The organism is Streptomyces sp. NPDC102259, assembly GCF_044766465.1.
Taxonomy (GTDB): domain Bacteria; phylum Actinomycetota; class Actinomycetes; order Streptomycetales; family Streptomycetaceae; genus Streptomyces.
In genome coordinates this window covers 1-25,929 of sequence record NZ_JBIWMA010000015.1, presented here as the reverse complement: position 1 = coordinate 25,929, position 25,929 = coordinate 1, and the positions used below count along the sequence as shown (strand labels likewise).

The window sequence follows — 25,929 nt, the reverse complement described above, 5'->3', positions numbered from 1 at the left end:
CGTGTGTCGTGGACGGCCATCGGCGGGGTGGCGACACCCGTCACCGGACGTTCGGCGGCCTGGTCGGAACCGACAATGGCACGTCGACACGCATCGGCATCGGCAGGCACGCGTCCGCCGGGCGGCGCGGTGAACGCAGGGGGAGAAACGAGTTCCAGTTCCCGCCAGAGGCGTGCAGAAACCAGGTGAATCGACCGTATGTTCTTCGATTCGCCGGGCACAAGGAGCGATGGAGGTTGATAACTATGGTTCCCCTGCTTCTCGTTCTTCTACTGGCCCTGATTCTCTTCGGTGCGGGTTTCGCGCTCAAGGCACTCTGGTGGATCGCCGTCATCGTGCTGGCCGTCTGGCTGCTGGGCTTCGTCGTGCGCAGCGCGGACGCCGGCGGCCGCAAGGGCCGTTGGTACCGCTGGTAACCCGCCGAACAGCAGCTGACCTGTGGGCTCCGGGAACACCCGGGGCCCACAGGCATGTCCTCGTCACGACATCCCCGTCGGGCAAACGGTGTAACTGTCACCTTTCCGGGCACCAGGCCTCATAGCTGGGGCCCGGTGAAGCAGCGGAACCTGCACCTCCACTCACCGGACCCCAGTCTCACCCGACGGCAGCGGGTTCACCTGTGCGATGCGCCGTCCCTCCCGTGGATCACGGGAACGAGGTCACCTTCGAGGGCACGGTGTCCGTCCCCGAGGTCGGGGCGCCGGTGTCGTTGATGACGTGGGCGTACTGGCCCTTGCCGCCCAGGGAGATCACCTGAAGGTTGTGCATCTTGACGCCCGCCTTGACCGGGACCTGGAAGCCGTGGCGCTGCACGATCGAGGGATCGGAGGTGTAGTTGCAGTAGCTGCCCAGACCCCACGCCTCGTGTACGGCCACCGTGTCGGCGACCTTGTAGGCCGCCCACCCGACGATGCCGTCGTGCGTGATGGCGGCGGCGTTCGGGGCGTCGTACGCCTTCTCGTTCTGGAAGAAGATCGTGCGTCCCCGCTCACCGCTCCATACGACGTCGTACTTGTTGAAGTGCTCCACGAACAGGCCGGTGGCCAGGACGTCGTCGCCGTTGACCCGCAGTCCGTAGTCGGCCCGGTTGGTCTCCCAGCCGACGCCCTCGCCATGGTCGGCACGCCAGAGCCAGGTGTGGTCGATGACGACGTCGTCGCTGTTGACCACCACGGAGTCCGTCGCCAGGCCGGGGCCCGCGCCGCCGACGCGGATGAACACGTCCTGCATGGTGGTCGGGTTGGCGGAGTGGTCCGCGGCCGCTCCGGCGGGGCCGATCCGCAGCAGGGTGTCGGACCGGGTGGCGCCGGCGTCGATGAGGAATCCGGCCAGTCGGACGCCGTCGACGTCCGCGACGTGCAGGGCGTCGACGCCCCCGTCGGGCACGATGGTCGCCAGGCCCAGCCCAAGTACCACGGTGTCGGCGCGGGTGACCTCGATCGTCCGGTCGAGGTGGTAGACGCCGGGCGTGAACAGCAGGTTCAGGCCCTGCGCCAGTGCGGTGTTGATGGTGGCGGCCGTCGCGCCGGGTTTCACGACGTAGAACTGGCTGAGCGGGAGCGAGGTCCCGGCGTTGGCGGGCCAGGACACGCCGCGAGCGTCGGTGCGCTTGGCGGGGACGAAGACCTTGTAGTCGGTGCCGTCGAGGTACAGGAACGGCTTCTCGCGGGAGATCGGGGTGGTGTCCAGCGTGGTGTAGGGGCCGGTGTCGAAGTTGGTCGCCGGGGCGCCCTGGACGCCGGTGAACGTCATGTTCCACACGCCGTTGGTCCAGCCGCCCACGGAGCTGTCCCGGGTGTACCACTGCTGCTGGGAGTAGGGACCGACCGTGCCGTCGATCCTGGAGTCGGCGATGTAGCCGCCGGAGGCCCAACCGTAGCCGTTGGGGGCCAGGTTGAGGCCGCCCTTGACGTGGATGCGACGGAACGGCGCGGCCTGGGCGACGGCCCAGCGGTCGGTTCCGTTGGACGGTGTGATCGCCAGGTTCTCCGCCGAACGCCAGAAGTTCTGCGTGGCGTTGCCGTTGAACCAGCCCGCGTCCACGGTGATGTCGCCGTTGATCTGGGTGTCGTCGGGGTTCAGTCCGAGTCCGGAGATCGAGGTGTAGAAGCCGAGTTGGGCGTTGATGCCGTTGTAGGTTCCCGGCTTGAGCAGGAACTGGTAGCGCCCGGAGCCGAACTGCGCGGTCTCCTGCTGGGCGAAGACCTGGTCGAACCTCTGCTGGAGGTTGGGTGTGGAGGGGTCGACGACGATCACGTTCGGGCCGAGGTCGCCGCCGCCCTGGACCGGGTCTCCGGTGCCGCCGGACGTGGTGTGGACGGCGAACTCCCAGAGCGAGTAGCCGTAGGCCGTCCCGCGGGCCGTTCCGAGGACGCGGACGTAGTGGCCCGTGCCGCTGACGTCGTAGGAGGCGCGGCCGCCGGTCGCGCCGGTGACGGTCTTGAGGGTGGTCCAGTTCTGGCCGTCGGCGGAGGCCTGGATCTGGAAGTCCTTGCCGTACGCGGCTTCCCAGCTCAGGTCGACCTTGCAGATGTCCTGGGACGAGCCCAGGTCGACGCGCAGCCACTGCGGGTCCGAGGCCTGGCTGGACCAGCGGGTGGCGTCGTTGCCGTCGAACGCGGCGGACGCGGGGGTGCCGGCGTTCTCCGTCGAGGACGCCGAAGCGGTCTTGCCCTGCGCCGAGTCGACGGTCGAGCAGGTACCCGGCTGAGGGGTTCCGCCGGTGGTGCCGAACACCTGGAACTCCCAGACGGAGTAGCCCCATTGCGTCGCCCGATGGACGCCCTGCAGACGGACGTAACGGCCTTGGCCGGAGACGGCGAGCGTGTCGGTGCCGCCGTCTCCGCCGGTGACCGTGCGCAGGTCGGTCCAGGTGCCGCCGTCGGACGAGGACTGGATCTTGTAGTCCTTGCCGTAGGCCGCCTCCCAGTTGACGACGACTTGACTGATCGTGGCGCCGGTTCCGAGGTCGACCTGCAGCCACTGGTCGTCGGTGGCTGCCGAGGACCATCGGGTGCCGGTGTCGCCGTCGACCGCGTAGGGGGCGGGCGTGCCCGCGTTCTCGTTCGAGGATGCCGTCGCCGTTCTGCCCTGGGACAGGTTGGCGTCGGCGGCCGTGGCCGCCGGTGGCCGGATGATGGGCAGGGTGATCAGCGCTGCCGTGGCGGCGAGCGCGACACCCAGGGATCTGAGTCTCATGAAGGTCCCTGCGGGTGCGTCGGGAAAGGACACGAGGGCGTCGGCAGCAGACGTGGCGGTACGCCAAGGCCACTGCTGCGACGCTTAGTTCACGTCTTGATTTAACTGATGATTCGTAAGTCTCGGCAAGCCTTCGAAAGTTGAAATCTTTCCGGACCTGCTTCCGCCGCATCCCTTGACACGTTGACGGCACGCCCTCGACACTCCTCGGCGACAGCGCGGCCCCTCCCCCGCCCTGCGCCGCATCGCGCGCTCTCCGTTCAAGTGTCGACGCCGCCCACCGGCGCGGCCCCGACGCCAGAGCACTCTCACGCCTGCCGCCGCCGCGCCCTCACGCCCGCTGCCGCCGAGTCCACCCTTGACCGCAGACACCCGGCGAGCAGCACCCGAGAGAGGCTGGTGCCGCTTCCAGAAACATCACAAGATGGGGCGAACCGGAGCAACAGGTACAGCGAGCGGAGACTTCACAGCGGTTGATCCACCCATCGGCTGGTCTGCGCGGTGACATCGGGGGCAGACGGCCGTGCATCGGCCCCACCGCTTCGGGCCGACACCGCCGTATCACGCCGACTCGTGGGAGAACTGATGCCGACCGCCGCACCGGAAAGACCGTCCGAGCTGCCCGGCGGGAAACCGGGAGCCGCCCGGACCGGTCGCTCGTTCGCGCTGCCCCGAGGCACCGGTCGTACCGCCGCGCGCATCGCGGCCCTGACGGTCTGCCAGGGCGCGCTGATGGTGGGATTCGGGCTGCTGATCACCGGGCCCGCCCGTGGGCTGTGGCCGATGACCGCCGAGGACGACGTCAACGAGGGCTTCGAACGCGCCCGGACCGGGACCCTCACCACCCTGTCGTTCGTCGGCTCGGAGGCCGGCAACACCCTCACGGTGATCGCCGCCACCGTCCTGGCGTGCGCGGGCCTGATCCTGATCCCCCGTCTGCCGATGTGGCGTCAGGCGGCTTTCCTCGCCGTCGCCGTGTCGCTCCAGTCCCTGGTGTTCCTGGTCATCACGGAGTCGGTGGACCGCCAGCGCCCCGACGTGCACCGCCTCGACGACTCTCCGCCCACCTCCAGCTACACGTCCGGCCACACCGGGGCCGCCACCGCGATCTACGGCGGACTGGCGGTGCTCGCGCTGTCCCGGCTCCGCGGACCGTGGCGGCGGATCGTGGGCGGTCTGCTGCTTCTCGTGCCGGTGCTGGTCGCCGTCGCCCGTCTCTACCGGGGCATGCACCACCCCACGGACGTCGTGGGCGGGCTGCTCAACGGCAGCCTGTCCCTGCTGATCGTCGGCCGTGCCCTGTTCACCGACGGGAGCGTGACCGCACCGGCCGAGGCGAGCCCCACGCCCTCCGTCGCGAGCGCGGGGGCGAGCCCGGGCACACCGGGCCCGGGCCGGACTGCGGTGATCTTCAACCCCACGGTGACCCGCGAAGCCGACTGCGAGGCGCTGCGGGAGGTCCTGGAACGACACGGTCACCGCGCACCGGTGTTCATCGAGACCACGGCGGAGGACCCGGGCACCGGTCAGACGGCCGGCGCGGTCCGGGACGGCTCCGGGCTGGTCGTGGTCTGCGGCGGTGACGGCACCCTGCGAGCGGCAGCGGACGCCCTGGCCGGCAGCGGCGTACCGCTGGCCGTCGTGCCCTGCGGCACAGGCAATCTGCTGGCCCGCAACCTCGGCCTGCCGCTGTCCCCCACCGACGCGCTCGACGCGGCCCTGCGGGGCGCCCCCCACCGTCTCGACCTCGGCCGCGTCGAGGGTGACGGCCTCACCGCCACCCACTTCGCCGCCATGTCCGGGGCGGGTCTCGACGCCGAGATCATGGAGCACACCGACGACCGCGCCAAGTCCGTCCTGGGCTGGCCCGCCTATGTGCTGGGCGGCGTCGGCGCGCTCCGCACACCGCGGATGCGCCTGACCGTCCGGTTCGACGACGCGCCCGCCCTGCGCCGCACGGCCCGTATGGTGCTCATCGGCAATGTCGGGACCGTGCAGGGCGGGACGACCCTCCTGCCGGCCGCCCGCCCCGACGACGGTCTGCTCGATCTGCTGATCCTCGACCCGCGCGGCGTCGGCGGCTGGATGCGTGCGCTGGCGACGCTGCTGCGCGGCGGCGCACCGTCGCCCCGGCCGTCGGCCGTGGCGACCGCCACAGCGCAGGACGACGGCAAGAGCGGCGTGCCGGTGGAGTTCTTCACCTTCCGCCGGGCCGAACTGACCTTCGACTCCGTGCAGTCCCGAGAGCTCGACGGCGATCCCGTGACACCCGGCCGCCGGCTCACCGCCGAGGTCAGGCCGGGCGCGCTGACGGTGCTGCTGCCGGCTGGAGGTGCGTGAGATGGGTACCGCGACCAAGGTCCCCGAGACCCGTGACATGACGGGCGACGAACTGTCCGCCGACGAGGCGCTGGCGTCGCTGCGCCGCTACGGCCGCTGGGCCCTGCTGCGCGACTCCTTCGTCCGCTTCCGGTACGCCGACGGCTTCACCCATTCCCGCGCACTCGCCCTGCAGACGGTCCTGTCGGTGATCCCGCTGGCCATCGCGTTCGTCGGACTCTCCACCACGCTGCACACCGAGAACATCGGCCGGATCGCCGAACTGACGATCCACCGGATCGCCGAGGGTCCCAGCGCCGACGTGGTCGACGACGCGCTGAACCGCAGCCGCCACACGGCGGGCGACGGCGCGCAGGTCGCGCTCTGGTTCGGTCTCCTCTTCTCCCTGGTCAACACCACGACCGCGATGTGCCAGGTGGAGCGTGGCGCCAACCGGATCTACGGGAACGAGCGCGACCGCCCCTTCCAGCAGAAGTACCTGCGCGGTCTGGTGATGTCCGTCAGTGCCGGGCTGCCGCTCGGACTCGGGTTCATCGTCATGGTGGCCGGCGGAGACCTGGCCTCCGCGGCCGTGACCGTCTACCGGCTCGACGGCGGCGCCCAGACCGCCTGGGAGATACTGCGCTGGCCCTTCGGGCTGCTGCTCGCGCTCATCTCGGCCAGCGTGATATTCCGCCGGTCGCCCCGCCGCAGACAACCCGGATACACCTGGCTGGCCTTCGGCGCCGCCGTGTACCTGGTGCTGTGGACGGCGCTGACCTGGCTGCTGAGCCTGTATCTCGGGATCAGCGGCTCCTTCGACACGGTCTACGGCCCGCTCAGCGCCTTCATGTCGCTGCTGCTCTGGGCCTATCTGACCTCCATCGCCCTTTTCCTCGGACTGGCGTTCGCCGCGCAGCTGGAGGCCGCGCGGGCCCTGCAGTCCGGTCCGATCGAACCCGATCCTGGAGTCTGAATGGTTGTGCGAGCCGCGGTCCAGCACCTCCGAGACCGTCGTCGCCGGGCGGCCGACCGCAGATTCGGCGCCCGGCTGCTCGGAGCGGCTGCCGTCGCCGCCGTCGCCGCCGTGCCCTTCGCGCTGGTGCTCGTCCTCGTCGAGGGCCAGTGGCAGCCGCTGCGCCGCCTGGACGCGAGCGCCGCTCAGCGACTGCATCACACGGCCGTGACGCATCCGGCGTGGACCGCAGTCCTGCGCTTCCTGTCCGACTGGGTCTGGGACCCGGCCGTCCTGCGAACGGCGGTCGCGCTGCTGACCGTCTGGCTGGTGTACCGCAGGGCCTGGCGGCTGGCCGCCTGGTCCGCCGTGACGGCCGTGGCCGGCGGGCTGATCGGGCTTCTGGTCAAGACGGTGGTCGAGCGGGCCAGGCCGTCCCTGGAGGATCCGGTGGCGCACGCTCCGGGATTCTCCTTCCCTTCGGGTCACGCGATGACGGCCACCACGTCGTTCGCCATCATGCTGCTGGTCCTGCTGCCCTTGGTGCCGCGCGCCTGGCGGCCCCTGTGCTGGTGCGTCACGGTGGTGTCGGTGCTCGGGGTCGGCTTCACCCGGGTCGCACTCGGTGTGCACTGGTTCAGCGACGTGGTGGGCGGCTGGCTGCTCGGTCTGGCCGTCGTCGCCCTCACCGCCTGGGCCTTCGAGGCCTGGCGCGCCGAAGTCGGGCGGGGTCACGCCGAGGTGAGCGAAGGGCTGGAGCCCGAACTCGTCGACGCCCACCCGGAGCCGTGACGAGAGGGCGGACCCGGGTTCAGGCCCGGGTTCAGGCCCCCGAAAACGGAGCGTCTCCCCCGGGCGGCCGCGCTTCACAGGAAGTAGCGATCGTCCCGGGCAGCCGGGCCTCGACCGGAGTGTCGAGGCCCGAGCGCACCGCATGCGACCTTCACCCCCGTGCCGACGGACGGAAGGGGCTTTCGCATGGGGCGACTACTACTTGAGTACCACCGCGTCGCCCGCCGACACGATCCGAGCGGTTGTCGTCGTGCCCGGGAAGTACCAGCGCCAGCTGCCCGCTGATGTGACGGTCACCTTGGTGCTCAGCTGCCCGGAGCTGCCCGTCTTCACGGTCTTGATCGTGCTGTAGTGGGCGGCGCCGGCTTTGCGGTACTGGAGCTTCACGTTCTGCCCCGCGAAACCCTGGTACTTCAGGGTCTCCCAGTTCGCCCGCGACAGCTTGCCGGTGATCGTGAGCTTCCCGCCCTTGACGACCGGCTCGGGGGCCGCGTCCGTCGTCAGAGTCGAGGCTCGCTTCACCTTGTACTCGGCGATGGAGTCGGAGATCCAGTAGTCGCCGTCGTTCGCCTTGACCGTGGCGTTCACCGTCCAGCCCCCGGCGACCTTGTTGGAGTCGATGTCGTCACTGGCCGCGATCCAGGCCGGATCCACCGTCATCGTCGCCTTGCACACCGACGTGGTCGAGGACTTCTTCTGGCACGTCGAACCCGTCCAGCTGATGAAGCCGTAGCCGTTGGAGCGGTTGAACGTGCTGACGCGGGTGAGCCCCTTCACCCCCGAGTTGTCCTTGACGGTGATGGCGATCGGGAACGTCACCGTCTTCGCCGTGCCGATCGTGACGTTGGCCCCGCCGTTGACGGTGGCCGACACCACACGGACGTCACCCCGTCCCTCGGCATGGGCTCCCGTCGCGGTCAGCAGCACCAGGGCCACCGCCCCACCTGCCGCCGCCCAGCCCGTTCTTCGCCGGACTCGTGTCCTGCCTTTCATGATCCTCCCCTGGTGAGCCGATCGTGAAGTCGATCAGTGTTCACAGAGGCTACACACGACGTCCGTCATGACGCCGGCGGATCACCGGCTCGCGGAATCCCTCCTCCGCAAGGCCGTTGCGGGTCCGTGGTGTACAGCTCACGCAGGAGGCCGTCGAGGCGGCCGGTGACGGTCTCCGCCGCGCCGCGTGCGTAGCGGGAGTTCATGGCCTCGTAGGTGATGCGGTCGTAACTGCCCGCGTCCGCCATGTACTTGGCCGCGCCGTTGACCATGGTGACGAGGCAGGTGTGCGGGAAGGGCGAGGCTTTGACGGCCATACCGGTGGCGGCGTTCAGCTCGGCCTGAAGGCCGACGAGTGCGGTGACACCCAGGTGCACCGCCACGAGGGGCACTTGCGCGGTCCCGTCGGGCTCGTACGTGTAGCTGGTTGTCGGTCGGAGGGTGTGCAGGCCCGCGGGCGGCCTCTGGGCCGGGACTTCTACGTGGGCGTGGATCACCCGCAGGGGCGTGGCGAGTGGTGCGGTGCGGATCCGTGCGGCGGTGCGCAGCGCCGCGTCTCCGAGACGCTCACCGAGGAGGTCGGCCAGGATGTGGCCGTCGTCGTGAGTCTGCGTCCGTCGCGGGACTCCGTTCTCGTCGGGCCAGGTGCGGACCGCGGTCAGGTAGGGCGCCTGGTCCCCGGCGGCGCCGATCAGGAACAGGGCCACGGTGTCGTCGCCGTGGTGTGTCTCGATGCGGCGGGCGGCGGCGCCGGCCAGGTCGGCGCTCACCTGCCGCTCCCCCGTCGCGGTGGTGGCGCCGTTCATCACCGAGGACTGGACGGCGTGGTTGACGAGCAACGCGATGGGCCGGCCGTCGAGGCTGTCGATGCGCAGTACGCCGACGCTGTCGTCGGTGAGGCCGGCGTCGTCGGCGCCCAGCCACCAGCCGTGCGGGGTGGGCACGTCCCGCTGCACGCCGACGCGGCAGATTCCGCGGCCGAACCCGAGACGGGCGGGGCGCAGCGTGCGGATCGCCTGTTCGGCGGCCCGTGTCACCGCGTCGTCGACGGCGGCGGCCAGGCGGGCGTTCCGGTCGGCCCCGGCCGCCGGGGTACGCCCGAGCGGGAGGACGTGCGGTGCGGAGAACGTGTGACTGGCCACGACGAGACAGTGGGGCGCTTCCACCGAGGCGGTACGGCGGAGGATCTCCCGGGTGCGGTCCACCTGGTCGTCGAAGATCGACGTCTGGTCGATCACCACCAGGGCGAGACGAGTCCGTCCGTCGTCGAGAACCGCCACCCGGGCGTGCAGGGGGTCGTGCACGCCGGTGAAGCCGTCGACGGGGAGGACTCCGGCCGTGAGGTCGACGGCCGCCCGGCCGGCGCCCGCCCTCATGGCGTCGTCGGGCGGGGTCATCGGGTGCCTTGGGCGAGGCGGGTGACGGACGATGCGGCGATCATCTCCAGCAGGCCGTCGACGATGGCGTCCTGCGCGTAGCCGCGCCGGACGGGACAGCCGTTGACGGAGTGGACGGGCCGGTCGAAGCGGGCGTCGTCGGCAAGGTATCCGATGCGGTCGTTGGCGATGGAGACCAGCAGGGTGCGGGCGAGCGGCGACCGGTCGCGCAGCCGCCGCCAGATCTCCGTGACGACCTCGCCCGACACGCCGGTGATGGCCACGTCGCCGAGGCGGATCAGGGACAGGCGCAGCGGCACGGTGGCGGAGCCGTCCTGCCGCATGGTCTCCATGACGTCCCGGCCGGACTTGGCGGGGCACAGTACGGTGCGCTGCCGGGCCTCGAGGCGGATGTCGTCCGACGTCGGCGTCTCGATGCCGTCCGCCACGCGCAGCGCCTCGGCGCCGACGATCAGCCCCTGCGCCTCCATCGCGGCGTAGGCCCGGGCCTTGCGGCGCTCGTCGGGGTCGGTGCCGAAGGGCACGCCGAGGTCGATGCGCGGCGCCTGGTCGCCGAGCGGGCCGGGGGTCCACAGGGCCACGGCACCGGACCCCGGGTGTGCGTCGTGAAGGACCTCCTCGATGTGCCGGCAGGCGGCTCCGGCCAGGTCGCCGCTGACCTCGGAGGTGCCGAACACCACGGTGGGGTGGACGGCGTAGTTGACCAGCACCGCGATCGGCGCACCGTGGAGGTCCTCGAACTTCAGCACCCACACGGTCTTGTCGGACGGGCCGTCGGGGTTGTGGCCGAGGCTCCAGCGTCCGTCCCGGAAGACCTCGCGGTTGACGTTGACGTCGGCGGTGCCCGTGCCCACGCCGAACCGCGCGGGTCGGGCCGTGGCGCGGGCCCGGCGCAGCGCGGCGACGATCCGCGCATAGACGGTCTCGGTGTAGACGGACGACTCCGGTCCGCCCGCGTGAGCGAGCGCGCCGGGTGAGACGTCGGCGATGCGGGGTGCGTTGTGGGTGTGGGTCGCGGTGACGACGACATGGTCGGCGGGGATGCCCAGTTCGCGTTGGACGCGTTCCCGCAGCGGGGTGACGTCGCCGGCCTCGATCAGGTCCAGGGAGACCAGCGCCACCTCCGTGCCGGCATCACCGAGGTAGAGGGCCCGCAGGTGGAGCGGGTCGTGCACGCCGGAGAAGGCGCCGGGCATGGGGTGCAGACCGGTGAGGTCCTCAGGGGTGATGTCCGCCTTCGCGGCGCCCACGCGCAGGCCCTTCTCGGGCGGTGCGAGGGGCTGGGCGTGCTCCGGGGCGGCCGGACTTTCCTGACGCAAGGGTTTCTCCTGAGGCGACGAGCGGGAGGCGACGAGGGGGAGGCGCGGACGGGCCGGATGCCCGTCCGCGCCGGGGCGGGCAGGGGGTCAGGCGGTGCCGGACGGCACGGACCGGTCGGTGGGGGCGGGTCCGGCGTCGGCCGGGTTCTCCTCGTTCTCCTCCTGGGCTCCGCGCAGTCCGTGCCGCGGCAGGCGGGGCAGCCACAGCAGTCCGATGACGGTGGCCACCACGCCCAGCGCGATGAGCACACCCATGAACATGGTCGGCGCGTCCTGGACCAGGGTCGGGGTGAACAGACCGAAGACGGCCATGACGTAGCGGGCCGCCCCGAAGGTGAGGCCCTGCGCGGTGCTGCGGATGCGGGTCGGGAAGATCTCCTGGCTCCACACCTTGTACAGGCCCTCCCCGGCCCAGGTGCCCGCGACGGTGTTGGCGACGAACAGCACCACCAGGGAGGCGAGCGAGAAGCCGCCCGCCATGGCGACGAGGGGGCCGGCGGCCAGGGACACGAGGCCGATGACTAGCAGGACGCGGCGCAGCGGGGAGTCCGCCAGCCGCTGGAAGAGCAGGGCGACGGCGAGGCCGACGACCATGGTCGCCCAGCCGATGAGGCTGAAGACCCGGACGGTCGAGTGGCCCAGGTTCACCACCAGGAAGGCGCCGAACTGGCCGACGGTGTTGGGCATGATGCCGCTGATGACGAAGTACAGGCCGGTGGCGAGGAGACCGACACCGTACGGCTTGCGGAAGACCTCCCGCAGGTCTCGGCGGCCGACGGAGGACCTGCGTGTGCGCTGCCAGGCCGCGGACTCGGGCACACCGCGGCGCAGGATCCACACGACCACGGCGACGACGAGCAGGTGCGCGAACATGATGCGCACGCCGGTCGCGCCGAGGTCTCCGACGAAGAACCCGAGTATCTGGACCACGGCGACGCCCGCCAGCCACAGCGTCTGCGCGTAGGCGACCGTGCTGCCCTGGCGTCCGTCGGCCGCCTCCTCCGCCATCAGAGCCAGCGAGGTGGGCACGTCGGCGCCCATCGCCAGGCCCGTGATGATGACGCCTACGAACAACGTGGCCTGGTCGGACGCGCACAGCACCGTGACGACGCCGACCGCGTAGACGACGAGATCGACCGCGTACACCTTGCGGCGGCCCAGGACGTCGCCGAGTCGGCCGCCGATGACCGCGCCGGTGGCGAACATGAACATCAGCACGGAGTTCAGCGCGCCGATCGACCACGAGCTCATGGCGAACTGCTGCTGCAGGATGACCGACGACATGCCGACGGTGACGATGGTCGCGCCGTCGAGGTAGGAGGCCATGCCGCCCAAGGTGGCGGTGTACCAGGGGCGGGAGCGGGTTGCGGTTTCGGACACGGCGTTGTGCCTCGTTTCGGGTGTCTATGGGGACGGGGGTTCCACGCGACGTGAGCGGGGACGCCGGAGTCAGGGCGAGCCGGCTCCGGGCCGTGCGCGCCGGAATCCGGTGACGTCGGGGAAGGGCGGTGCGGCGTCGGGTGGCAGATCCACCTGGAAGACGTTGAGGAGGAGGGCGAGCGTCGCGAAGGTGCCCAGGCAGACGGTCAGGTCGACCAGCGTCTCTTCGCCGAACTCCGCGAGCGCGCAGGCGTAGGTGTCGTCGTCCACGAAGTGGCCCGTGAGCGCCTGGCCGACGAACCGGTGGAGGAGCGCCTCGTCCCGGCGCGTGAAGCCGGGGTCCTCACCGCGCGCCAGCCGGTCCAACGCGGCCGGGTCCAGACCCGCGGCCCGCCCCTTTCCGACGTGGGCGAGCCAGGAGTGCTGCGCGCCCAGGAGCCGGGCCACCGTCAGCAGGGTGAGTTCGCGCAGCCTCGGCGGCAGCGCCGACTCCGCCATGCACGCGGTGCTGAGCCGCTCCAGCCGGTCGCCCGGCCCTCGGCTTCGTACAAGGACCTGGAAGGGGCCGTGGACGGCGCCCCGCTCCGTCTCGATTCGTGTGCGCAAACGCGCTTGGTCCGCGGTCGTGTGCCGCGGTGGTGCCAGTCGCATGGCCGAAATGAACCACAGATGCCCCGGGCCGAACACGCTGCGGCGGGGAGGCTTACGTTGCACGGGAGGGGCGGTCCCGACAGTTCGCGCAACCTGAAGTTCCGCATCGCGAACACATGTCGCCGGCCATGCGGGTCAGACGCCGAGTGTGTCCGCCATCCGCTCCTGTGACACGGCACGGTGCCAGGCGGCCTCGCGCACCTGGGCGTACCGCAGCACCTCGGCAGGGTCCGTGATCAGCTCGATGCCGTCCGTCTCGTCCCGGTCGTCGAAGCGGAGCCGGGCGACGGTGCGCGCGTCGAAGATCCAGAAGTCCTCGCGGGGCAGCTCCAGTTCGTCCGCCTCCGCGCGGGTGAGGAAGCGGACGTCCTCGCCGGCCACGGCGTTGCGCGGGGAGTTCTGCAGCAGCAGGTACAGCTGGCACTCGGTGTACGGATCGTCGATGACGCGCACCCGCTCGAACCTCTTGCCCAGGGCGGTCTGCGCACGGCGATTGCGGCACCACTCGCTCTGCACGTCCCAGTCGACATGCCGCCCGTCGGCGAAGGCCCGGTACTCCGGTCGGCGTTCGTGCCAGGCGTAACGGCTTCTGCTCTCCAGCCGCCAGGCGCTGTGCCGCAGTGTGGTGAACATCCGCTCGTAGGCGGTCGGCGTGACCGTGCGGCCGGGGGAGCTCTCCTGAGCGACGGAGGCCGCCGCGTCCTCACGGCGCCGTTCGGGCGTCGCGGGAGCGGCGGAATGCAGCTCCGCGAGCCTGCCCAGCAGACGGCCGTAAGCCTCCCGCTCGGGCTGCCTGGGTTCGGCCTTGCCCGACTCCCAGGCGCTCACGGTCGGCCGCCGGACCCGCAGCGCCCGCGCCAGCTGCTCCTGGGTGAAGCCGTGCGCCTCCCGCAGCCGCCTTCGTTCCGTCGGCACGGGCAACGGTGACGCGGACTCCAGCAGGGAGTCGATCGCGGACAGCAGCTCCGACCGTTTGGTGGGCTCGGGCATGGGCCACCTCCGGGGGCGAGAGTACGTCGCCGCTGACGCCGGACGGACGCAGACCGAACGTTCCGGCAGCAGCCCAGAACCGTACAGAAAGCGTACGTCCGGCCGACATGGCGTACGCGAAGGACGTCGTCCCTGCCGGGCCCCTGCCGGACGGCGCTGCCCGGCTGTCCGGACCCGGGCCGTCCGCCACTCGCGGGCCCTTCTCCGCCGTATGTCGCACGTCACGCCGTGAATACCTAGTTTCCACTAGGTATTAGTCGCATGATCGAGACTGCTCGGCCGAGCTCTGTGGTCAGCGACCGCACGGTGACGCCACCGCATCCGACCTCGACCGACCCGTTCACCGGATTCACCGCACAGTGCAAGGAGCACACCCACATGACACACGGCAGCCTGCCCGACACGTTCCTGTGGGGCGTCGCCACCGCGGGGCACCAGAACGAGGGCGACAACAGCGCCAGCGACACATGGTTTCTGGAGCACACGACGCCCTCGCTGTTCCGCGAACCGAGCGGACCGGGGTGCCGGGGCTACGAGCACTGGGCGACGGACCTCGATCTGGCCGCCGGACTCGGACTCAACGCCTTTCGGTTCTCCGTCGAATGGGCCCGCGTCGAACCGGAGCGCGGCGTCGTCTCCGCCGAGGCGCTCGACCACTACGAGCACATGGTCGACGGCTGCCTGGAACGTGGTCTCGCACCCGTCGTGACGTTCAACCACTTCACCGCCCCGCACTGGTTCGCGGCAGCCGGCTCCTGGACCGCCGCCGACGCCCCCGCACGGTTCGCCGAGCAGTGCGACCGCGTCATGGCGCGCTTCGGCGACCGCATCGCGTACGGCGTCACCCTGAACGAACCCAACCTCGAGCAACTGCTGCAGGCGGGCGCGAAACTGCCGCCCGAGGCGGAGACGCTCAAGACGCGGATGCTCGCGGCCGCCGCACGCGCCGCCGGAAGCGACGCCTACGGCAGCGCCAACGTCATCCCCGCCCACCTTCAGGACGAGTTCCAGACGGCGTTCACCCTCGCCCACCGCGCCGCCCGCGACGCGATCAAGGCCCGCCGCGGCGACCTGCCCGTCGGGGTCTCCATCGCCATCGCGGACGAAGTGGCGATCCCCGGCGGCGAGGCGCGCAGGGACGCCAAGCGTGCCGCCGTGTACGACCACTGGCTGAACGAGGCGCGCCACGACGACTTCATCGGCGTGCAGAACTACGAACGCATCGTCCACGGCCCCGACGGCGAGGTCACAACCGACGGCGAGCTCAACGGCATGGGCACGGTCATCGCACCCGGCTCCCTCGCCGACGCGGCGCACTACGCCCACCAGGTGTCAGGGGTCCCCGTCCTCGTGACCGAGCACGGCATCCAGACCCCCGACGACGCACAGCGCGCCGCCCTCATCCCCGCCGCCGTCGAGGAGCTCGTGGCCGAGGTACACGCAGGCACGCCCATCCTCGGCTACTGCCACTGGACCCTCATGGACAACTTCGAGTGGATCTTCGGGTACGGCGCCCAGCTCGGTCTCCACGAGGTCGACCGCACCACGTTCCAGCGCCGCCCCAAGCCCAGCGCGAAGGCGTACGCGGACGTGATCCGACACCACCGAGGAGCACTCACCGAACCCCGCGGCTGAGCTCGGACCGCCGGCGGGCGAGGGTCACAGCTGTGCGGCCGTGCGGATCAGGCCTGCGAGGGCGAGGGAGCGGCTGTGCGCGGGCCAGGCGATGTGGGTGACGACCGGGGGTGCGTCGGTCAACGGGACGGCGGCGTGCTCGGCCCACAGCCAGGCGCGGGCCGAGTCGGGGACGACGGCCACGGTGCGTCCGAGAGCGATCAGCTGGGCCAGCTGTGTCTGATCGTGGATCTCGGGGCCCGGGCCGGGCGCGTACGTGCCGTGGCTGGGCCAGCGAGCGAGTGGGAGATCGGGGACGTCGCTGACGTCGGCCAGGGAGAGCGCCTTGCGCGCGGCGAGGGGATGTTGGGCGGGCAGGATGGCGATCTGCCCCTCGGTCATCAGTTCCTCGCTGTCGAACCCGGCTAGGGAGTTGAACGGCGTGTACATGAGCGCCACATCGGCGCGCCCGTCGCGCAGCATCTCCCCTTGCTCGCAGATGCCGCACGGCAGCACCTCGATGTCGGCGGCGTCGGGCTCGGCCGCGTAGACGTCGAGGAGCTTCCGCAGCAGTTCGTGAGACGCGGCGGCCTTCACCGCCAGCACGAGGCGGTGGCGGCCGCGGGGGCCGTCCGGACCGTCGGCGCCGCCGGCGCGACGGGCGCGACGAGCGGCGGCGGCGGTTGCGTCGAGGGCCGCGCGGCCCTCGTGCAGCAGTACCTCTCCGGCGTCGGTCAGGGCCACGCCGCGGCGATCACGTTCCAGCAGGGAGACGCGGAGGCGTCGCTCGAGCTGCTGGATCGCCCGGGACAGCGGTGGTTGGGCCATGCCGAGGCGCGCGGCCGCGCGGCCGAAGTGCAGTTCCTCGGCGACGGCGATGAAGTACCTCAGCTCGCGGGTCTCCAAGGTGTCCACGGCCACAGCGTAAGCCAGTGATACCCACCGGGTATGACAGGGCACCGTATCGGTGTTGGATGCGCCGCGCGTCCGCGAGCGAGCATCAGCGGCATGAGCGAAACGAAGACCGCGCTGGTGACCGGCGCGAACAAGGGAATCGGGTACGAGATCGCGACCGGGCTGGGCACCCTCGGGTACCGCGTCGGCCTGGGGGCCCGCGACGAGGTCCGGCGCGAGACCGCCGTGGAAAAGCTGCGCGCCGCCGGCGTGGACGCCTTCGGGGTGCCGCTGGACGTGACCAGCGGCCCGAGCGTCGCCGATGCCGCGGAACTGGTCGAACAGCAGGCCGGGCGGCTGGACGTCCTGGTCAACAACGCCGGGATCTCAGGAGAGATGGGCCCCGGGTGGGTACAGGACCCGACCGCGCTCGACCTCGACCTGGTCCGCACGGTCGTGGAGACCAACGTCATCGGCGTCATCCGGGTGACCAACGCGATGCTGCCGCTCCTGCGGCGCTCGGCGTCGCCCCGCATCGTCAACATCTCCAGTGCCGTCGCCTCCCTGGCCCGGCAGGCGGACCCGGACATCGAGATCGGCCCCGTCATGGCGGCCTACGCGCCGTCCAAGTCGTTCCTCAACGCCGTCACCGTGCAGTACGCCCGGCAGTTCGCCGATACGAACATCCTGATCAACGCCGCCTGTCCGGGCCTGGTCGCGACCGACTTCACCGGCTTCCACGGACCCCGCACTCCTGAGCAGGGCGCAGCCACGGCGATCCGGCTCGCCACGTTGCCCGACGGCGGCCCGACCGGTGCGTTCTTCGAGGACGCCGGCGTCATCCCCTGGTGACCCCGGAGCAGCCGTGATCATGTCGAGATCGTGCGGCAGCGGGCCGGTTCACTCCGGGTGGGCCGAGGCCTCCCGCTGAAGCTGCACCGCGGCCAGCAGGCTCAGCTTCGGCTCGGCCCGGCGCAGTGCCTTCACCGCCGCGACCGAGGTGATGTCCCCGTGGAACCCGACGGCGGCGAGCCGCGAGCGGACCCAGCGGGCGCGCAGCCGTGACTCCTCGGCGGCGGCGCTGGACTCCACGAGCGCGGCGGCGCGTTCCAGTCCCGGGCGTTCCTCGGGCGGTGCCTCGGCAAGCGCCTGGCGCAGTGCCGCGGCGACCACGTCCGCGTCTCGGATCGTCAGCACGAAGTTGTGCTTCTTGTTCAGCCCCGCGATTCCCGTCATGCGCATCATCCTGGCCGTCGGTTTCCATGTCTGCCAAGGAACTTGAGGAGCATCAGAGGATGAGCATCAAAGGATCGGGGCCTGCCGGAAGGGCTCGGGTGCATCGGGTGTAGGGGCACTTCCCGCCTCCGCGCCGCACGGAGGTCTTCGTGCGGCGCGGCCCTGGCGACGCATCAGGTGATGCGCAGCCTGATCGTGCGGGATTCCGGGCGGAGGGCGAACTCGGGCCATACGTCCGGGCCGCAGGCGCGCGAGCCGAGCCCGTGCTGGGCGGCGTCGACGATCAGGTGACTCGTCGTCGAACTCGGCAGTTCGAACGGATGCGCCGCTCGGGCGATCTCCTGGGGGGTGTGCCTGCTGAGGGTGAAGCCGGGGCGGCGTCCGCGTGTGTCGGGGAGCGCCTCGACGCGCAGCACTTCGGTGTCGGCGCTCATCAGCGTCAACCGGCGCAGTGCGGAGCGGTGTCCGTTCTCCTGGGGACGCGCGTAGTCGACCGCCAGGTCGCGGACCGTGGCGGAGAAGCGCCCTGTGCGTGCCGCGCGCAGGCTGTCGGGGTAGGACTCGAGCGGGCCGAGGCCGAACCACTCGGCGCCGTCGACGGGAGCGTCACCGTCGGGCAGGTCGAAACCGATCCCGATCCTCGGCCACACCGTGTTCCACCCGCGCGACGGCTCGATCTCCACCCGCAGTTCCAGCTCGTCGCCCTCCAGCGACCAGATCGACTCGACCGTCACCCACGACCCGGAGTTCGCCGCGGAGACCTTGTCGACCGTGCGCAGGGCCCCGGTGGCGCGCTCCACGGAGACACGGCGCGTGGTCAGCCGGTCGAGGCCGTCGCGCCGCCAGAGTTCGGCGTTGGAGACCCCGGCGACGTTCGCGTCGCTCTCCCCGACGTCGCCCCACGCGCCTTCGTCGTTGTCGGTCGGCGCACGGAACAGTTCCAGCCTCGGACCCGTCGCCTCCCGGTCGCCGAGGCGCACGAGGGATCCGCCGACGAACTCGGCGCGGCCCAGCGTCAGCGTTCCCTCGTCGGACCGCCAGCCGGTCCGAGGGCGCGCAGCCCGTACGGGACGGTGAGGTGAGCGGTCCAGTTGGGCGGTCGCGACCACATGCCCCTCGTCCGCCCACGCGGTTCCGGCCGCCAGAACCGCCTCGACGGTCAGCCAGGTCTCGGCGTCCTGCGCCACCGGGATCCTCGGCAGCGCAACCCGTCCCGAGTCGCCCGCCACGACGAGGGGAACGTCCAGGTCGCCGGAGTCGACCGGCGTCCCGTCGTGCTCGACGCGCCAGCGGAAGCGCAGGTCGGACGTGTCGGACGTGTGCCGCAGGTTCGTGATCGCCACCTGGTCACCGTCGAAGGTGAAGCGGATGGGCTGGATGACGGCCTTGAACTCGTGAAGGCTCGGCGTCGGGACGTCGTCGCTCAACAGCATGCCGTCCATGACGAAGTTGCCGTCGTGCACGACCTCCCCGAAGTCGCCGCCGTAGCCGTAGTACGGCGTCCCGTCCGGGGTGGTGGTCAGGATGCCGTGGTCGCGCCACTCCCAGACGAAGCCGCCGTGCAGCCGCGGGTACTGGTGGACCAGCGCCTCGTACTGGTCGAACGCCCCCGGCCCGTTGCCCATCGCGTGGGCGTACTCGCACAGCAGGAACGGCTTGGTGCGCTGCCGGGCGCCCTGGGCGGGAGTGCAGGCGAGCAGCGGGAAGCGGGACCCGTCGGTGCCGATCTGCTCGGTCTCCGGTACCGAGGCGTACATGCGCGAGTAGACGTCGGTGTACTCGCCGGTGTAGTCGCCCTCGTAGTGGACGGGGCGTTCGGCGTCGCGGGCGTGGACCCACGCCGACATGGCGGCGAGGTTGCTGCCGGTGCCCGCCTCGTTGCCGAGCGACCAGATCACGATGCTGGGGTGGTTCTTGTCCCGTTCGACGGTGCGCTCGATGCGGTCGAGGTACGCCTCGCGCCAGGTCGGGTCGTCGCTGGGGTTGCCTACCCAGTCCACCTTCTCGAACCCGTGCGTCTCGAGGTCGCATTCGAGGACGACCCAGAATCCGAGTTCGTCGGCGAGGTCGAGCAGGCGCGGGTGCGGCGGGTAGTGACTGGTGCGGATCGCGTTCACGTTGAACCGCTTCATGCGGGCCAGGTCCTCGCGGGCGTGCTCCTCGTCGAAGACTCGGCCGCGCAGCGGATGGGTCTCGTGGCGGTTCACCCCGTGGAACACGACACGCCGGCCGTTGACGAGGAACCGGTCGCCGCGGATCTCGACCGTGCGGAAGCCCGCCCGCAGGGTGACGGTCTCCGCGGCCGTCGACACGGTCACGTCGTACAGGCGTGGCCGCTCGGCCGACCAGGGTTCCACGTCGGCGATGTCGAAGGGGGCCACCTCGGCCGGGGCGGACCAGGTGCGCTCGACGCCGAGTTCGGGGATGCGCAGGGTGACCGGGTAGGCCGTCGGCCCGGCGGTGATCTCCGCGTCGACCCGGCCGTGCCCGTCGGCGAAACCGGTCCGCAGCCAGACGTCCTCCAGGCCGCCGGCCGGCCGCGCGATCAGGGTGACGTCCCGGAAGATGCCCGGCAGCCACCACTGGTCCTGGTCCTCGACGTAGCTGGCCGCCGACCACTGGTGCACCCGTACGGCGACGACGTTGTCGCCCGGGCGGACCGCGGACGTCACGTCGAACTCGTGGGCGAGCCGGCTGCCGCCGGCGCTGCCGATCTCCACCCCGTTCACCCACACCCGGAAGAGCGACTCGACACCATCGAACCGCAGCACGACCCGCTCGGCGTCCGACCAGTCGGCGGGCATGTCGAAGTGGCGGCGGTGGTCACCGGTGGGGTTCTCGTCCGGGACGTGCGGCGGGTCGATGGGGAACGGGAACTGGACGTTCGTGTAGATCGGGCGGCCGTGGGCCCCGTCGCCTTCGAGCACCCAGTGGGAGGGCACGGGCAGCTCGTCCCAGCCCCGGTCGTCGAAGTCCTCGGCCGCGAAGTCCTCCGCCACGGACGCCGTGGGCGACAGCCGGAAGCGCCAGGGCCCGTTCAGCGAGCGGGAGGGCGCGTCGGAGTGCAGCCACGAGCGCGCCGGCCGGAGAGCGCCGCGCCCCGGTGCGGTGTCCGAAACATGGGGAGAGAACTCGGAGAGCAAGAGGTCACGACTCCTTCGGCTTGCTGGGCGGCTCCCGTCGTCTCGTGAGCGCTCCCGTGAACGTTCACGGGAGCGCTCACGGAACTGGGTTTCGAAGACGGTTCTCGGAGCGCGGGGCGGAATGTTCGGAAGTTTGCGCTCGGGCGCGGTGCCATGTCAAGACATGCGAGGCGGATGCCCGGCCATGGCGTCAGGCCGAACCGTGCAGGTGCAGCTCGGCGTGGACGACCAGGTCGTCGGCCTCCAGCGGGTCCAGCCCCGCCAGCAGCCGCGCGACCTGCTCGATGGCGAGCGCCCCGAGCCTGCGCGTATCGAGGGCGACGCTGGACAGCGGCGGTTCGACGAGCGCCCCGAGCTGGAGGCCGTCGAAGCCGATCACCGCCAGGTCCCGCGGCACGGTCCTGCCGAGCCGACGCGCCTCTCGGAGCGCGCCGATCGCGATGATGTCGTTGAAGGTGAAGACGGCGGTGACCTCGGGATGAGCGGCGAGCAAGGACCAGAGGGCCGCTCCCCCGCCGTCGGCCGTCTGGTCCGCGCCGACCACCAGGCCGGCGTCGATCCCGTGTGCCGCCGCGGCAGCCGTGAACCACTCGTGCCGGATGCTCGGCCCGGCGCGGGTGTGGTGGTCGAGCATGCCGATGTGCGCGTGCCCCTTCGCGACCAGGTGCGCGACCGCGGCGTGGACGCCCTGCTCGCCGTCGATGCGGATCGAGCTGAACCGCGCGCTGCGGCCCTCGCGGCCGATGAGCACCACCGGCATGCCCCGGGTGTACGACTCCAGCTCGCTCTCGGAGCAGTTGAAGTAGCCGATCACCGCGTCCACCTGTGAGGTGATCACCTGGAGCGTGCCGCGCTCTTCCTCCGCCCGGTCCGTGGTGTCGTACACGACCACGTGCCAGCCGCGGGATCTGGCCGCTTCCAGGGCGGCGGCGGCGACCTCGGTGAAGAACGGGTTGAGCAGGTCGGGGATGACCAGCCCGATGGTCATGGTGTCCTGGCGGACCAGACCCCGGGCGAATCGGCTCGGGCGGTAGCCGAGCGCGCGCGCCGCGTCGAGCACGCGCTGCTTGGTGTCGCTGTCGATCTCGCCCTTGTCGTTGAGTGCCCGCGACACGGTCTGTCGGGACACCCCGGCGGAGCTGGCGACGTCGTTGATCGTGATCTTCCGGGGCTCGGCCCCCGTTGTCGACACCATCGCTCACCTCCTTCCCCTCTTCTCGCGAGCGCCGGTGCACGCGCAGAGCCTGAGTATGCACGGGCCGAAGGGTCGAACGAAGCCGGGCCTCCCCGCGGCCCGGGTGCCGCCTGTGCCGAACTCCGGGCGAGCCCAGGCGATCATCCCGCGTCTCCCGGTGCGCCGTTCCTCCCACCCACCGTCATCGGTGGTCTTTTGAGCCCGTGCATCGGTCACCGCCCGGCGGACGGCTGACGACGGCCCTGGGTTTACCGCCGGATCCGCTCGGCGCGGTGGGTCGCACGAGTCGCGCCGGGCGAACGGGTGTGCCGTCGCGCGCCCGTGTTCAGCACGGTCCGGGGCCCCGGGCCCCGCGGAGGGGGAGACTTCATGACCCTCATCGACAGGACGCTGGGGCGGCTTGCACGCCGGGTGGGCGTCGTCGCGGCCGCCGTCGTCACGGCCGCAGCGTCCGCACTGGTGGCCGCTCCGCCGGCCTCGGCGGCCACGTACCAGTACGACTGCCGTCGGCTGCTCGGCTCGGGCTCCTACAGCAACCCCGTCTCCCTGGGGAACGTGACCGGGCGGACCGTCGTCGCGGTCAACTGCCCGCCGCTCACGTCCGGCGCCGGCTACGCCCACCGGTACTTCAGTTTCACGCTCACCCGGCCCGCGCGCGTGCCGTCGTACGCAGGCGCCTTCTTCGCCCTGGACGCGACCCGGAGGTCCGCCGTCAACCCCTCGCTGAGCAGGGGAGCTTGGACGATCATGCACACCTCGGCGGGCGTGTGGACGTACAACCGCGCCGGTGCGGCCAATGGGCGCTACCTGCCCCTGGGGCCGCTGCCCGGCGGTGGGGTGCTGCCCGCCGGCACCTACCGCCTCAACCTCCAGAAGCTGGACTCACCGCTGAGGTCGCTCAGCACCCCGTGGTTCAACGTGGCGGTCGCCGTCTCCTGAGCCGCGACGGGCGGCCACGCCCCTCCGGCGAGGCACACCCGCGTCACGGCGTCGGCACCTCGAAGCCGCCGACGCCGTGACGCAAATGCCGACGTGGCCGTCCTGGCCGTCCTGGCAGACCTGGCCGACCTGGCCGATTCTGCGCCGACGGCATGGACACCCGTGGGCGCGGGACGGCTTCAGTCCTCGCGCCCGAGACCGCGATCGGGTGCGGACATGTCCCCCGTCGCGGGCGTGCCGTCGGCGCGCCCGTAGCGCAGATACACGGTGCCCTTCGGACCGGCTACCGGCGGTTCGAGGAGGGTGACGTTGGTGGGCACCGCACCGCCGTCGAACACCTTCTTCCCGACGCCGAGCACGATCGGGTGCACCCAGAGGTCGAGACGGTCGAAGAGCTTCTCGCGCAAGAGGGTCTGCACCAGGTTCAGGCTCCCGACGACCTTCACCTGCTCGTGCCGGTCCCGGATCTCACGCACCGCGCCGGCCAGATCCGGGCCGAGCTGCGTCGACCCGGCCCACGAGAGGTCGGGCCTGCCGCGGGAGGCCACGTACTTCGGGACGCTGTTGAAGAGCGTGGCGATCGCGTTGTCCTCGCCGCCCTCCTGATGCGGCCAGTAGGCGGCGAAGATGTCATACGTCCGCCGGCCGAGCAGGAGGGCGTCCGTGCCCTGGTACGCGGCGGCGATCTGCGCCCCTGCCACCTCGTCCAGCAGGGGCGCCTGCCAGCCGCCGTACGGGAACCCCGTCGGGTCCTCGTCGGGGCCGCCGGGCGACTGCCCGACGAGGTCGAGGGTCGCGAACAGCTCGATGTCGATGAGGCCCATGCCGTACTCCCCAATGGTTGTCTCGGTCGGGAGGTAGACCTGTGGGCGCCGGCAGACTCATCGCTGCGACGGCACCGGCTTCGTACGTGTCGACCGCCTCGCCCGGCGCATCGGGCACCTGCCGGCCGATCTCGAAGCTCCCCACTCACGATAGATCGCAGGCCGCGTCCACACTCATCGGCCGCCCTGCGTCCAGCACCACCGCAGGTCATCACGGCCACCGGCGGAGCCGTTGCCGGTGCTGTCGATCAGTGCCTGGGAGAGGTACCGGATGAGACCGCCGAAGATCGTCATGGCGACCGTGGCGACGGCCGGCCCGGTGAGCCGACCCGCGACGGGGAACTGCTCCGGCGCGGAGGAGGCGTCCACCGTGCTGACACCGATGACACCGGCCGCCGCCGGCTCCAGGACCCGACGGCTCCGACTCCAGGGCGAACGCCTAGGAAGCGCGGTCCCCGACGGCGGGGCCGCTACCGGGCCTCCGCACGGAGAACTCGTTGCCGTCGGGGTCGAGCATCAGCGCCCGGCCGCTGTCGCCCTCGCCGAAGCCAGTGCCAGGGCCGGCGCCGGTGTCAGTGTCGGTATGCGTCGCGCCGAGCGAGATCAGGCGGTCGATCTCCGCGTCCCAGTCGGCGTCGGCGGGGAGCGCCAACTCGAAGTACAGCCTGTTCGTGCCCGTCTTCGGCGCCACCGGTGGACCACCCCAGGTGATCTTCGTTCCACCGCTCGGCGATTGGATCGCAGTCTCCTCGTCCTGGTCCCAGACCAGCGGCCACCGCAGCGTCTCGCTCCAGAAGCAACCGACCTCCCGCGTACCGTCGCAGGCCAGCGCTCCGATGAGACCGGTGTCGGCGAGGAACTTGTTGCCCGCCTCGATGACGCAGAACTCGTTGCCGTCCGGATCGGCGAGCACCACATGTCCCTCTTCCGGGAGTTGGCCCACGTCGATGTGCTTCCCGCCGAATGCCAGCGCCCTGGCCACCGTCTGCTGTTGATCCTCCGGGGAGGTGCTCGTCAGGTCGAAGTGCGCCCGGTTCTGACCGATCTTCGGCTCCTGGCTCGGCAGGAAACGGATGCGGAACCCGGCGGCGTCAGGAGGCAGGATCGCGACGTCGCCATCCGGACCGTCGGCCGACTCCCAGCCCAGAACCCCGGACCAGAACCGCGCCAGGTCCGACGGGCGGGTCGCGTTGAAGCAGATCGCGAACAGCTGACTGGCCATACCCGCATCTCCGATCCACTGACGGGATACGGCGGTTCGCCCTCCCCGCGAGCGCAGCCTAGGGGCGGCCGTGCGGCACCCGCATCCGAGTTTCCGCCGCGGACGAGACCAGTCAGCGACACGCTCTTCGACGACCAGGAAGCTCAAGTCGTCCGACGGGAAGTCGCCACCCTGACACAGCGGTGTACCGACGAGCGGCAGAAGGCGGCTCTGCTCGACCTTGCCGAACTCCTCGAAGCGTGTGCGGCGACGCCGGGCAGCTACTTGTGGTTCGTAGGGGACTAGAGATCGTCTTCAAAGGTGGTCAGGTAATGAGGCATCATGTTTGTCGTGGTGCGTCGTCATGAGCTTTCGGATGCCGAGTGGGCTGTGTTGTCGCGGTTGCTGCCGAGTTCGGGGACCGCGGGGCGGCCCCGTTCGGACGACCGACTGGTGCTGAACGGGATCGTGTGGAAGCTGCGGACCGGTTCGGCCTGGCGTGATGTGCCGGAACGTTATGGCTCCTGGCAGACCTTGTACACGCGTTTCCGCAGGTGGGCGTTGGACGGCACGTTCTCGCGCATGCTGCGGGCCATCCAGGCGGAGAAGGACGCGGCCGGAGACATCAACTGGCTGGTGTCGGTGGACTCCACCATCGTGCGGGCCCACCAGCATGCCGCCGGCGGCAAAAGGGGGCAGTCGACAGGGACGAAGCGGGTGATCACGCCCTTGGCCGATCCCGTGGTGGACTGAGCACGAAAGTTCACCTGGCCTGCGACGGGCTCGGCCGCCCACTGGGCTTCGTCTTATCGGGCGGCAACACCAACGACTGCACCCGCCTCGAGCAGGTGATGGACTCGATCAGCGTGCCCAGAGTCGGGCCCGGGCG

Annotated in this window: 21 protein-coding genes and 1 pseudogene; 8 read left to right on the top strand and 14 right to left on the bottom strand. The window is 71.0% G+C overall.

All coding sequences use genetic code 11. The features are described from left to right. Window positions 1-245: 245 nt before the first annotated feature. A complete protein-coding gene (locus ACIRPU_RS29330) occupies window positions 246-416 on the top strand; it encodes a hydrophobic protein (RefSeq protein WP_403872489.1) in 171 nt (56 codons plus the stop codon). A 229-nt stretch (window positions 417-645) separates the two neighbouring features. Here ACIRPU_RS29330 and ACIRPU_RS29325 read toward each other — a convergent pair whose 3' ends face one another. Continuing rightward, window positions 646-3,198, bottom strand: coding sequence for a discoidin domain-containing protein (locus tag ACIRPU_RS29325; RefSeq protein ID WP_403872487.1), 2,553 nt, complete (start codon window positions 3,196-3,198; stop codon window positions 646-648). A 585-nt stretch (window positions 3,199-3,783) separates the two neighbouring features. Here ACIRPU_RS29325 and ACIRPU_RS29320 point away from each other — a divergent pair. Genes ACIRPU_RS29320 through ACIRPU_RS29310 form a run of 3 tightly spaced genes read left to right on the top strand, consistent with a single transcriptional unit; the run spans window position 3,784 to window position 7,264 of the window. Next, window positions 3,784-5,538, top strand: a complete 1,755-nt coding sequence (locus ACIRPU_RS29320) for a diacylglycerol kinase family protein (protein ID WP_403872485.1) — start codon at window positions 3,784-3,786, stop codon at window positions 5,536-5,538. A gap of 1 nt (window position 5,539) precedes the next feature. After that, window positions 5,540-6,493: a YihY/virulence factor BrkB family protein gene (locus tag ACIRPU_RS29315; protein WP_403872483.1), complete on the top strand. Its 954-nt coding sequence runs from the start codon at window positions 5,540-5,542 to the stop codon at window positions 6,491-6,493. Continuing rightward, window positions 6,494-7,264 carry a phosphatase PAP2 family protein gene (locus ACIRPU_RS29310; RefSeq protein ID WP_403872481.1) on the top strand — a complete coding sequence of 257 codons (771 nt, stop codon included), beginning with the start codon at window positions 6,494-6,496 and terminating at the stop codon, window positions 7,262-7,264. A gap of 198 nt (window positions 7,265-7,462) precedes the next feature. Here ACIRPU_RS29310 and ACIRPU_RS29305 read toward each other — a convergent pair whose 3' ends face one another. From ACIRPU_RS29305 to ACIRPU_RS29280, 6 genes are all read right to left on the bottom strand, one after another. Further along, window positions 7,463-8,257, bottom strand: coding sequence for a hypothetical protein (locus tag ACIRPU_RS29305; RefSeq protein WP_403872479.1), 795 nt, complete (start codon window positions 8,255-8,257; stop codon window positions 7,463-7,465). Between the two features lie 65 nt (window positions 8,258-8,322). Then, window positions 8,323-9,654 (bottom strand): hypothetical protein, encoded by a 1,332-nt coding sequence (locus ACIRPU_RS29300; protein WP_403872477.1) that lies wholly within the window; start codon window positions 9,652-9,654, stop codon window positions 8,323-8,325. After that, the gene (locus ACIRPU_RS29295; protein ID WP_403872475.1) at window positions 9,651-10,973 is read right to left on the bottom strand and encodes a neutral/alkaline non-lysosomal ceramidase N-terminal domain-containing protein; all 1,323 of its coding nucleotides are present in this window, start codon (window positions 10,971-10,973) and stop codon (window positions 9,651-9,653) included. The genes ACIRPU_RS29300 and ACIRPU_RS29295 overlap by 4 nt, the downstream gene beginning before the upstream one ends. 87 nt (window positions 10,974-11,060) lie before the next feature. After that, the gene (locus tag ACIRPU_RS29290) at window positions 11,061-12,353 is read right to left on the bottom strand and encodes an MFS transporter (RefSeq protein ID WP_403872473.1); all 1,293 of its coding nucleotides are present in this window, start codon (window positions 12,351-12,353) and stop codon (window positions 11,061-11,063) included. 69 nt (window positions 12,354-12,422) lie between these two features. Continuing rightward, the gene (locus ACIRPU_RS29285; protein WP_403872471.1) at window positions 12,423-12,959 is read right to left on the bottom strand and encodes a carboxymuconolactone decarboxylase family protein; all 537 of its coding nucleotides are present in this window, start codon (window positions 12,957-12,959) and stop codon (window positions 12,423-12,425) included. 180 nt (window positions 12,960-13,139) lie between these two features. After that, window positions 13,140-13,994, bottom strand: a complete 855-nt coding sequence (locus ACIRPU_RS29280; protein ID WP_403872469.1) for a helix-turn-helix transcriptional regulator — start codon at window positions 13,992-13,994, stop codon at window positions 13,140-13,142. A gap of 378 nt (window positions 13,995-14,372) precedes the next feature. On the opposite strand from ACIRPU_RS29280, the gene ACIRPU_RS29275 reads away from it, so the two are divergent. After that, window positions 14,373-15,629: a family 1 glycosylhydrolase gene (locus ACIRPU_RS29275; RefSeq protein WP_403872467.1), complete on the top strand. Its 1,257-nt coding sequence runs from the start codon at window positions 14,373-14,375 to the stop codon at window positions 15,627-15,629. 24 nt (window positions 15,630-15,653) lie between these two features. Here the strand turns inward: ACIRPU_RS29275 and ACIRPU_RS29270 are convergent, their stop codons facing one another. Beyond that, on the bottom strand, window positions 15,654-16,523 hold the full coding sequence (locus ACIRPU_RS29270) for a LysR family transcriptional regulator (protein WP_403872465.1): 870 nt from the start codon (window positions 16,521-16,523) through the stop codon (window positions 15,654-15,656). 93 nt (window positions 16,524-16,616) lie between these two features. Between ACIRPU_RS29270 and ACIRPU_RS29265 the strand changes: the two genes are divergently transcribed. After that, entirely contained in the window at window positions 16,617-17,354 is a 738-nt protein-coding gene (locus tag ACIRPU_RS29265) for an SDR family oxidoreductase (RefSeq protein WP_403872463.1), read from the top strand. Between the two features lie 48 nt (window positions 17,355-17,402). Here ACIRPU_RS29265 and ACIRPU_RS29260 read toward each other — a convergent pair whose 3' ends face one another. The 3 genes from ACIRPU_RS29260 to ACIRPU_RS29250 form a co-directional block, all read right to left on the bottom strand. Beyond that, complete coding sequence (locus tag ACIRPU_RS29260; protein WP_385569795.1) at window positions 17,403-17,738, bottom strand: hypothetical protein; 336 nt, start codon at window positions 17,736-17,738, stop codon at window positions 17,403-17,405. A gap of 173 nt (window positions 17,739-17,911) precedes the next feature. Further along, on the bottom strand, window positions 17,912-20,881 hold the full coding sequence (locus ACIRPU_RS29255; RefSeq protein WP_403872461.1) for a glycoside hydrolase family 2 TIM barrel-domain containing protein: 2,970 nt from the start codon (window positions 20,879-20,881) through the stop codon (window positions 17,912-17,914). A gap of 190 nt (window positions 20,882-21,071) precedes the next feature. Then, entirely contained in the window at window positions 21,072-22,076 is a 1,005-nt protein-coding gene (locus ACIRPU_RS29250) for a LacI family DNA-binding transcriptional regulator (RefSeq protein WP_403872459.1), read from the bottom strand. A 369-nt stretch (window positions 22,077-22,445) separates the two neighbouring features. On the opposite strand from ACIRPU_RS29250, the gene ACIRPU_RS29245 reads away from it, so the two are divergent. Beyond that, window positions 22,446-23,015: a hypothetical protein gene (locus ACIRPU_RS29245; protein WP_385561675.1), complete on the top strand. Its 570-nt coding sequence runs from the start codon at window positions 22,446-22,448 to the stop codon at window positions 23,013-23,015. 179 nt (window positions 23,016-23,194) lie between these two features. On the opposite strand, the gene ACIRPU_RS29240 is transcribed toward ACIRPU_RS29245, so the two are convergent. The 3 genes from ACIRPU_RS29240 to ACIRPU_RS29230 form a co-directional block, all read right to left on the bottom strand. Beyond that, a complete protein-coding gene (locus tag ACIRPU_RS29240; RefSeq protein ID WP_403872456.1) occupies window positions 23,195-23,839 on the bottom strand; it encodes a dihydrofolate reductase family protein in 645 nt (214 codons plus the stop codon). Between the two features lie 174 nt (window positions 23,840-24,013). Then, a complete protein-coding gene (locus ACIRPU_RS29235) occupies window positions 24,014-24,208 on the bottom strand; it encodes a hypothetical protein (RefSeq protein ID WP_403872454.1) in 195 nt (64 codons plus the stop codon). A gap of 70 nt (window positions 24,209-24,278) precedes the next feature. Next, on the bottom strand, window positions 24,279-25,061 hold the full coding sequence (locus ACIRPU_RS29230) for a VOC family protein (RefSeq protein ID WP_403872452.1): 783 nt from the start codon (window positions 25,059-25,061) through the stop codon (window positions 24,279-24,281). 321 nt (window positions 25,062-25,382) lie between these two features. Here ACIRPU_RS29230 and ACIRPU_RS29225 point away from each other — a divergent pair. Continuing rightward, window positions 25,383-25,929 (top strand): annotated as a pseudogene (locus tag ACIRPU_RS29225) (IS5 family transposase); the annotation flags it as partial.

Bases quoted from the DNA above. Each gene is read 5' to 3' on its own strand.
- ACIRPU_RS29315 (WP_403872483.1), top strand. From the start codon at position 5,540: ATGGGTACCGCGACCAAGGTCCCCGAGACCCGTGACATGACGGGCGAC.
- ACIRPU_RS29330 (WP_403872489.1), top strand. From the start codon at position 246: ATGGTTCCCCTGCTTCTCGTTCTTCTACTGGCCCTGATTCTCTTCGGT.
- ACIRPU_RS29230 (WP_403872452.1), bottom strand. From the start codon at position 25,061: ATGGCCAGTCAGCTGTTCGCGATCTGCTTCAACGCGACCCGCCCGTCG.
- ACIRPU_RS29310 (WP_403872481.1), top strand. From the start codon at position 6,494: ATGGTTGTGCGAGCCGCGGTCCAGCACCTCCGAGACCGTCGTCGCCGG.
- ACIRPU_RS29280 (WP_403872469.1), bottom strand. From the start codon at position 13,994: ATGCCCGAGCCCACCAAACGGTCGGAGCTGCTGTCCGCGATCGACTCC.
- ACIRPU_RS29325 (WP_403872487.1), bottom strand. From the start codon at position 3,198: ATGAGACTCAGATCCCTGGGTGTCGCGCTCGCCGCCACGGCAGCGCTG.
- ACIRPU_RS29260 (WP_385569795.1), bottom strand. From the start codon at position 17,738: ATGACGGGAATCGCGGGGCTGAACAAGAAGCACAACTTCGTGCTGACG.
- ACIRPU_RS29275 (WP_403872467.1), top strand. From the start codon at position 14,373: ATGACACACGGCAGCCTGCCCGACACGTTCCTGTGGGGCGTCGCCACC.
- ACIRPU_RS29300 (WP_403872477.1), bottom strand. From the start codon at position 9,654: ATGACCCCGCCCGACGACGCCATGAGGGCGGGCGCCGGCCGGGCGGCC.
- ACIRPU_RS29250 (WP_403872459.1), bottom strand. From the start codon at position 22,076: ATGGTGTCGACAACGGGGGCCGAGCCCCGGAAGATCACGATCAACGAC.
- ACIRPU_RS29320 (WP_403872485.1), top strand. From the start codon at position 3,784: ATGCCGACCGCCGCACCGGAAAGACCGTCCGAGCTGCCCGGCGGGAAA.
- ACIRPU_RS29305 (WP_403872479.1), bottom strand. From the start codon at position 8,257: ATGAAAGGCAGGACACGAGTCCGGCGAAGAACGGGCTGGGCGGCGGCA.
- ACIRPU_RS29240 (WP_403872456.1), bottom strand. From the start codon at position 23,839: ATGGGCCTCATCGACATCGAGCTGTTCGCGACCCTCGACCTCGTCGGG.
- ACIRPU_RS29265 (WP_403872463.1), top strand. From the start codon at position 16,617: ATGAGCGAAACGAAGACCGCGCTGGTGACCGGCGCGAACAAGGGAATC.
- ACIRPU_RS29245 (WP_385561675.1), top strand. From the start codon at position 22,446: ATGACCCTCATCGACAGGACGCTGGGGCGGCTTGCACGCCGGGTGGGC.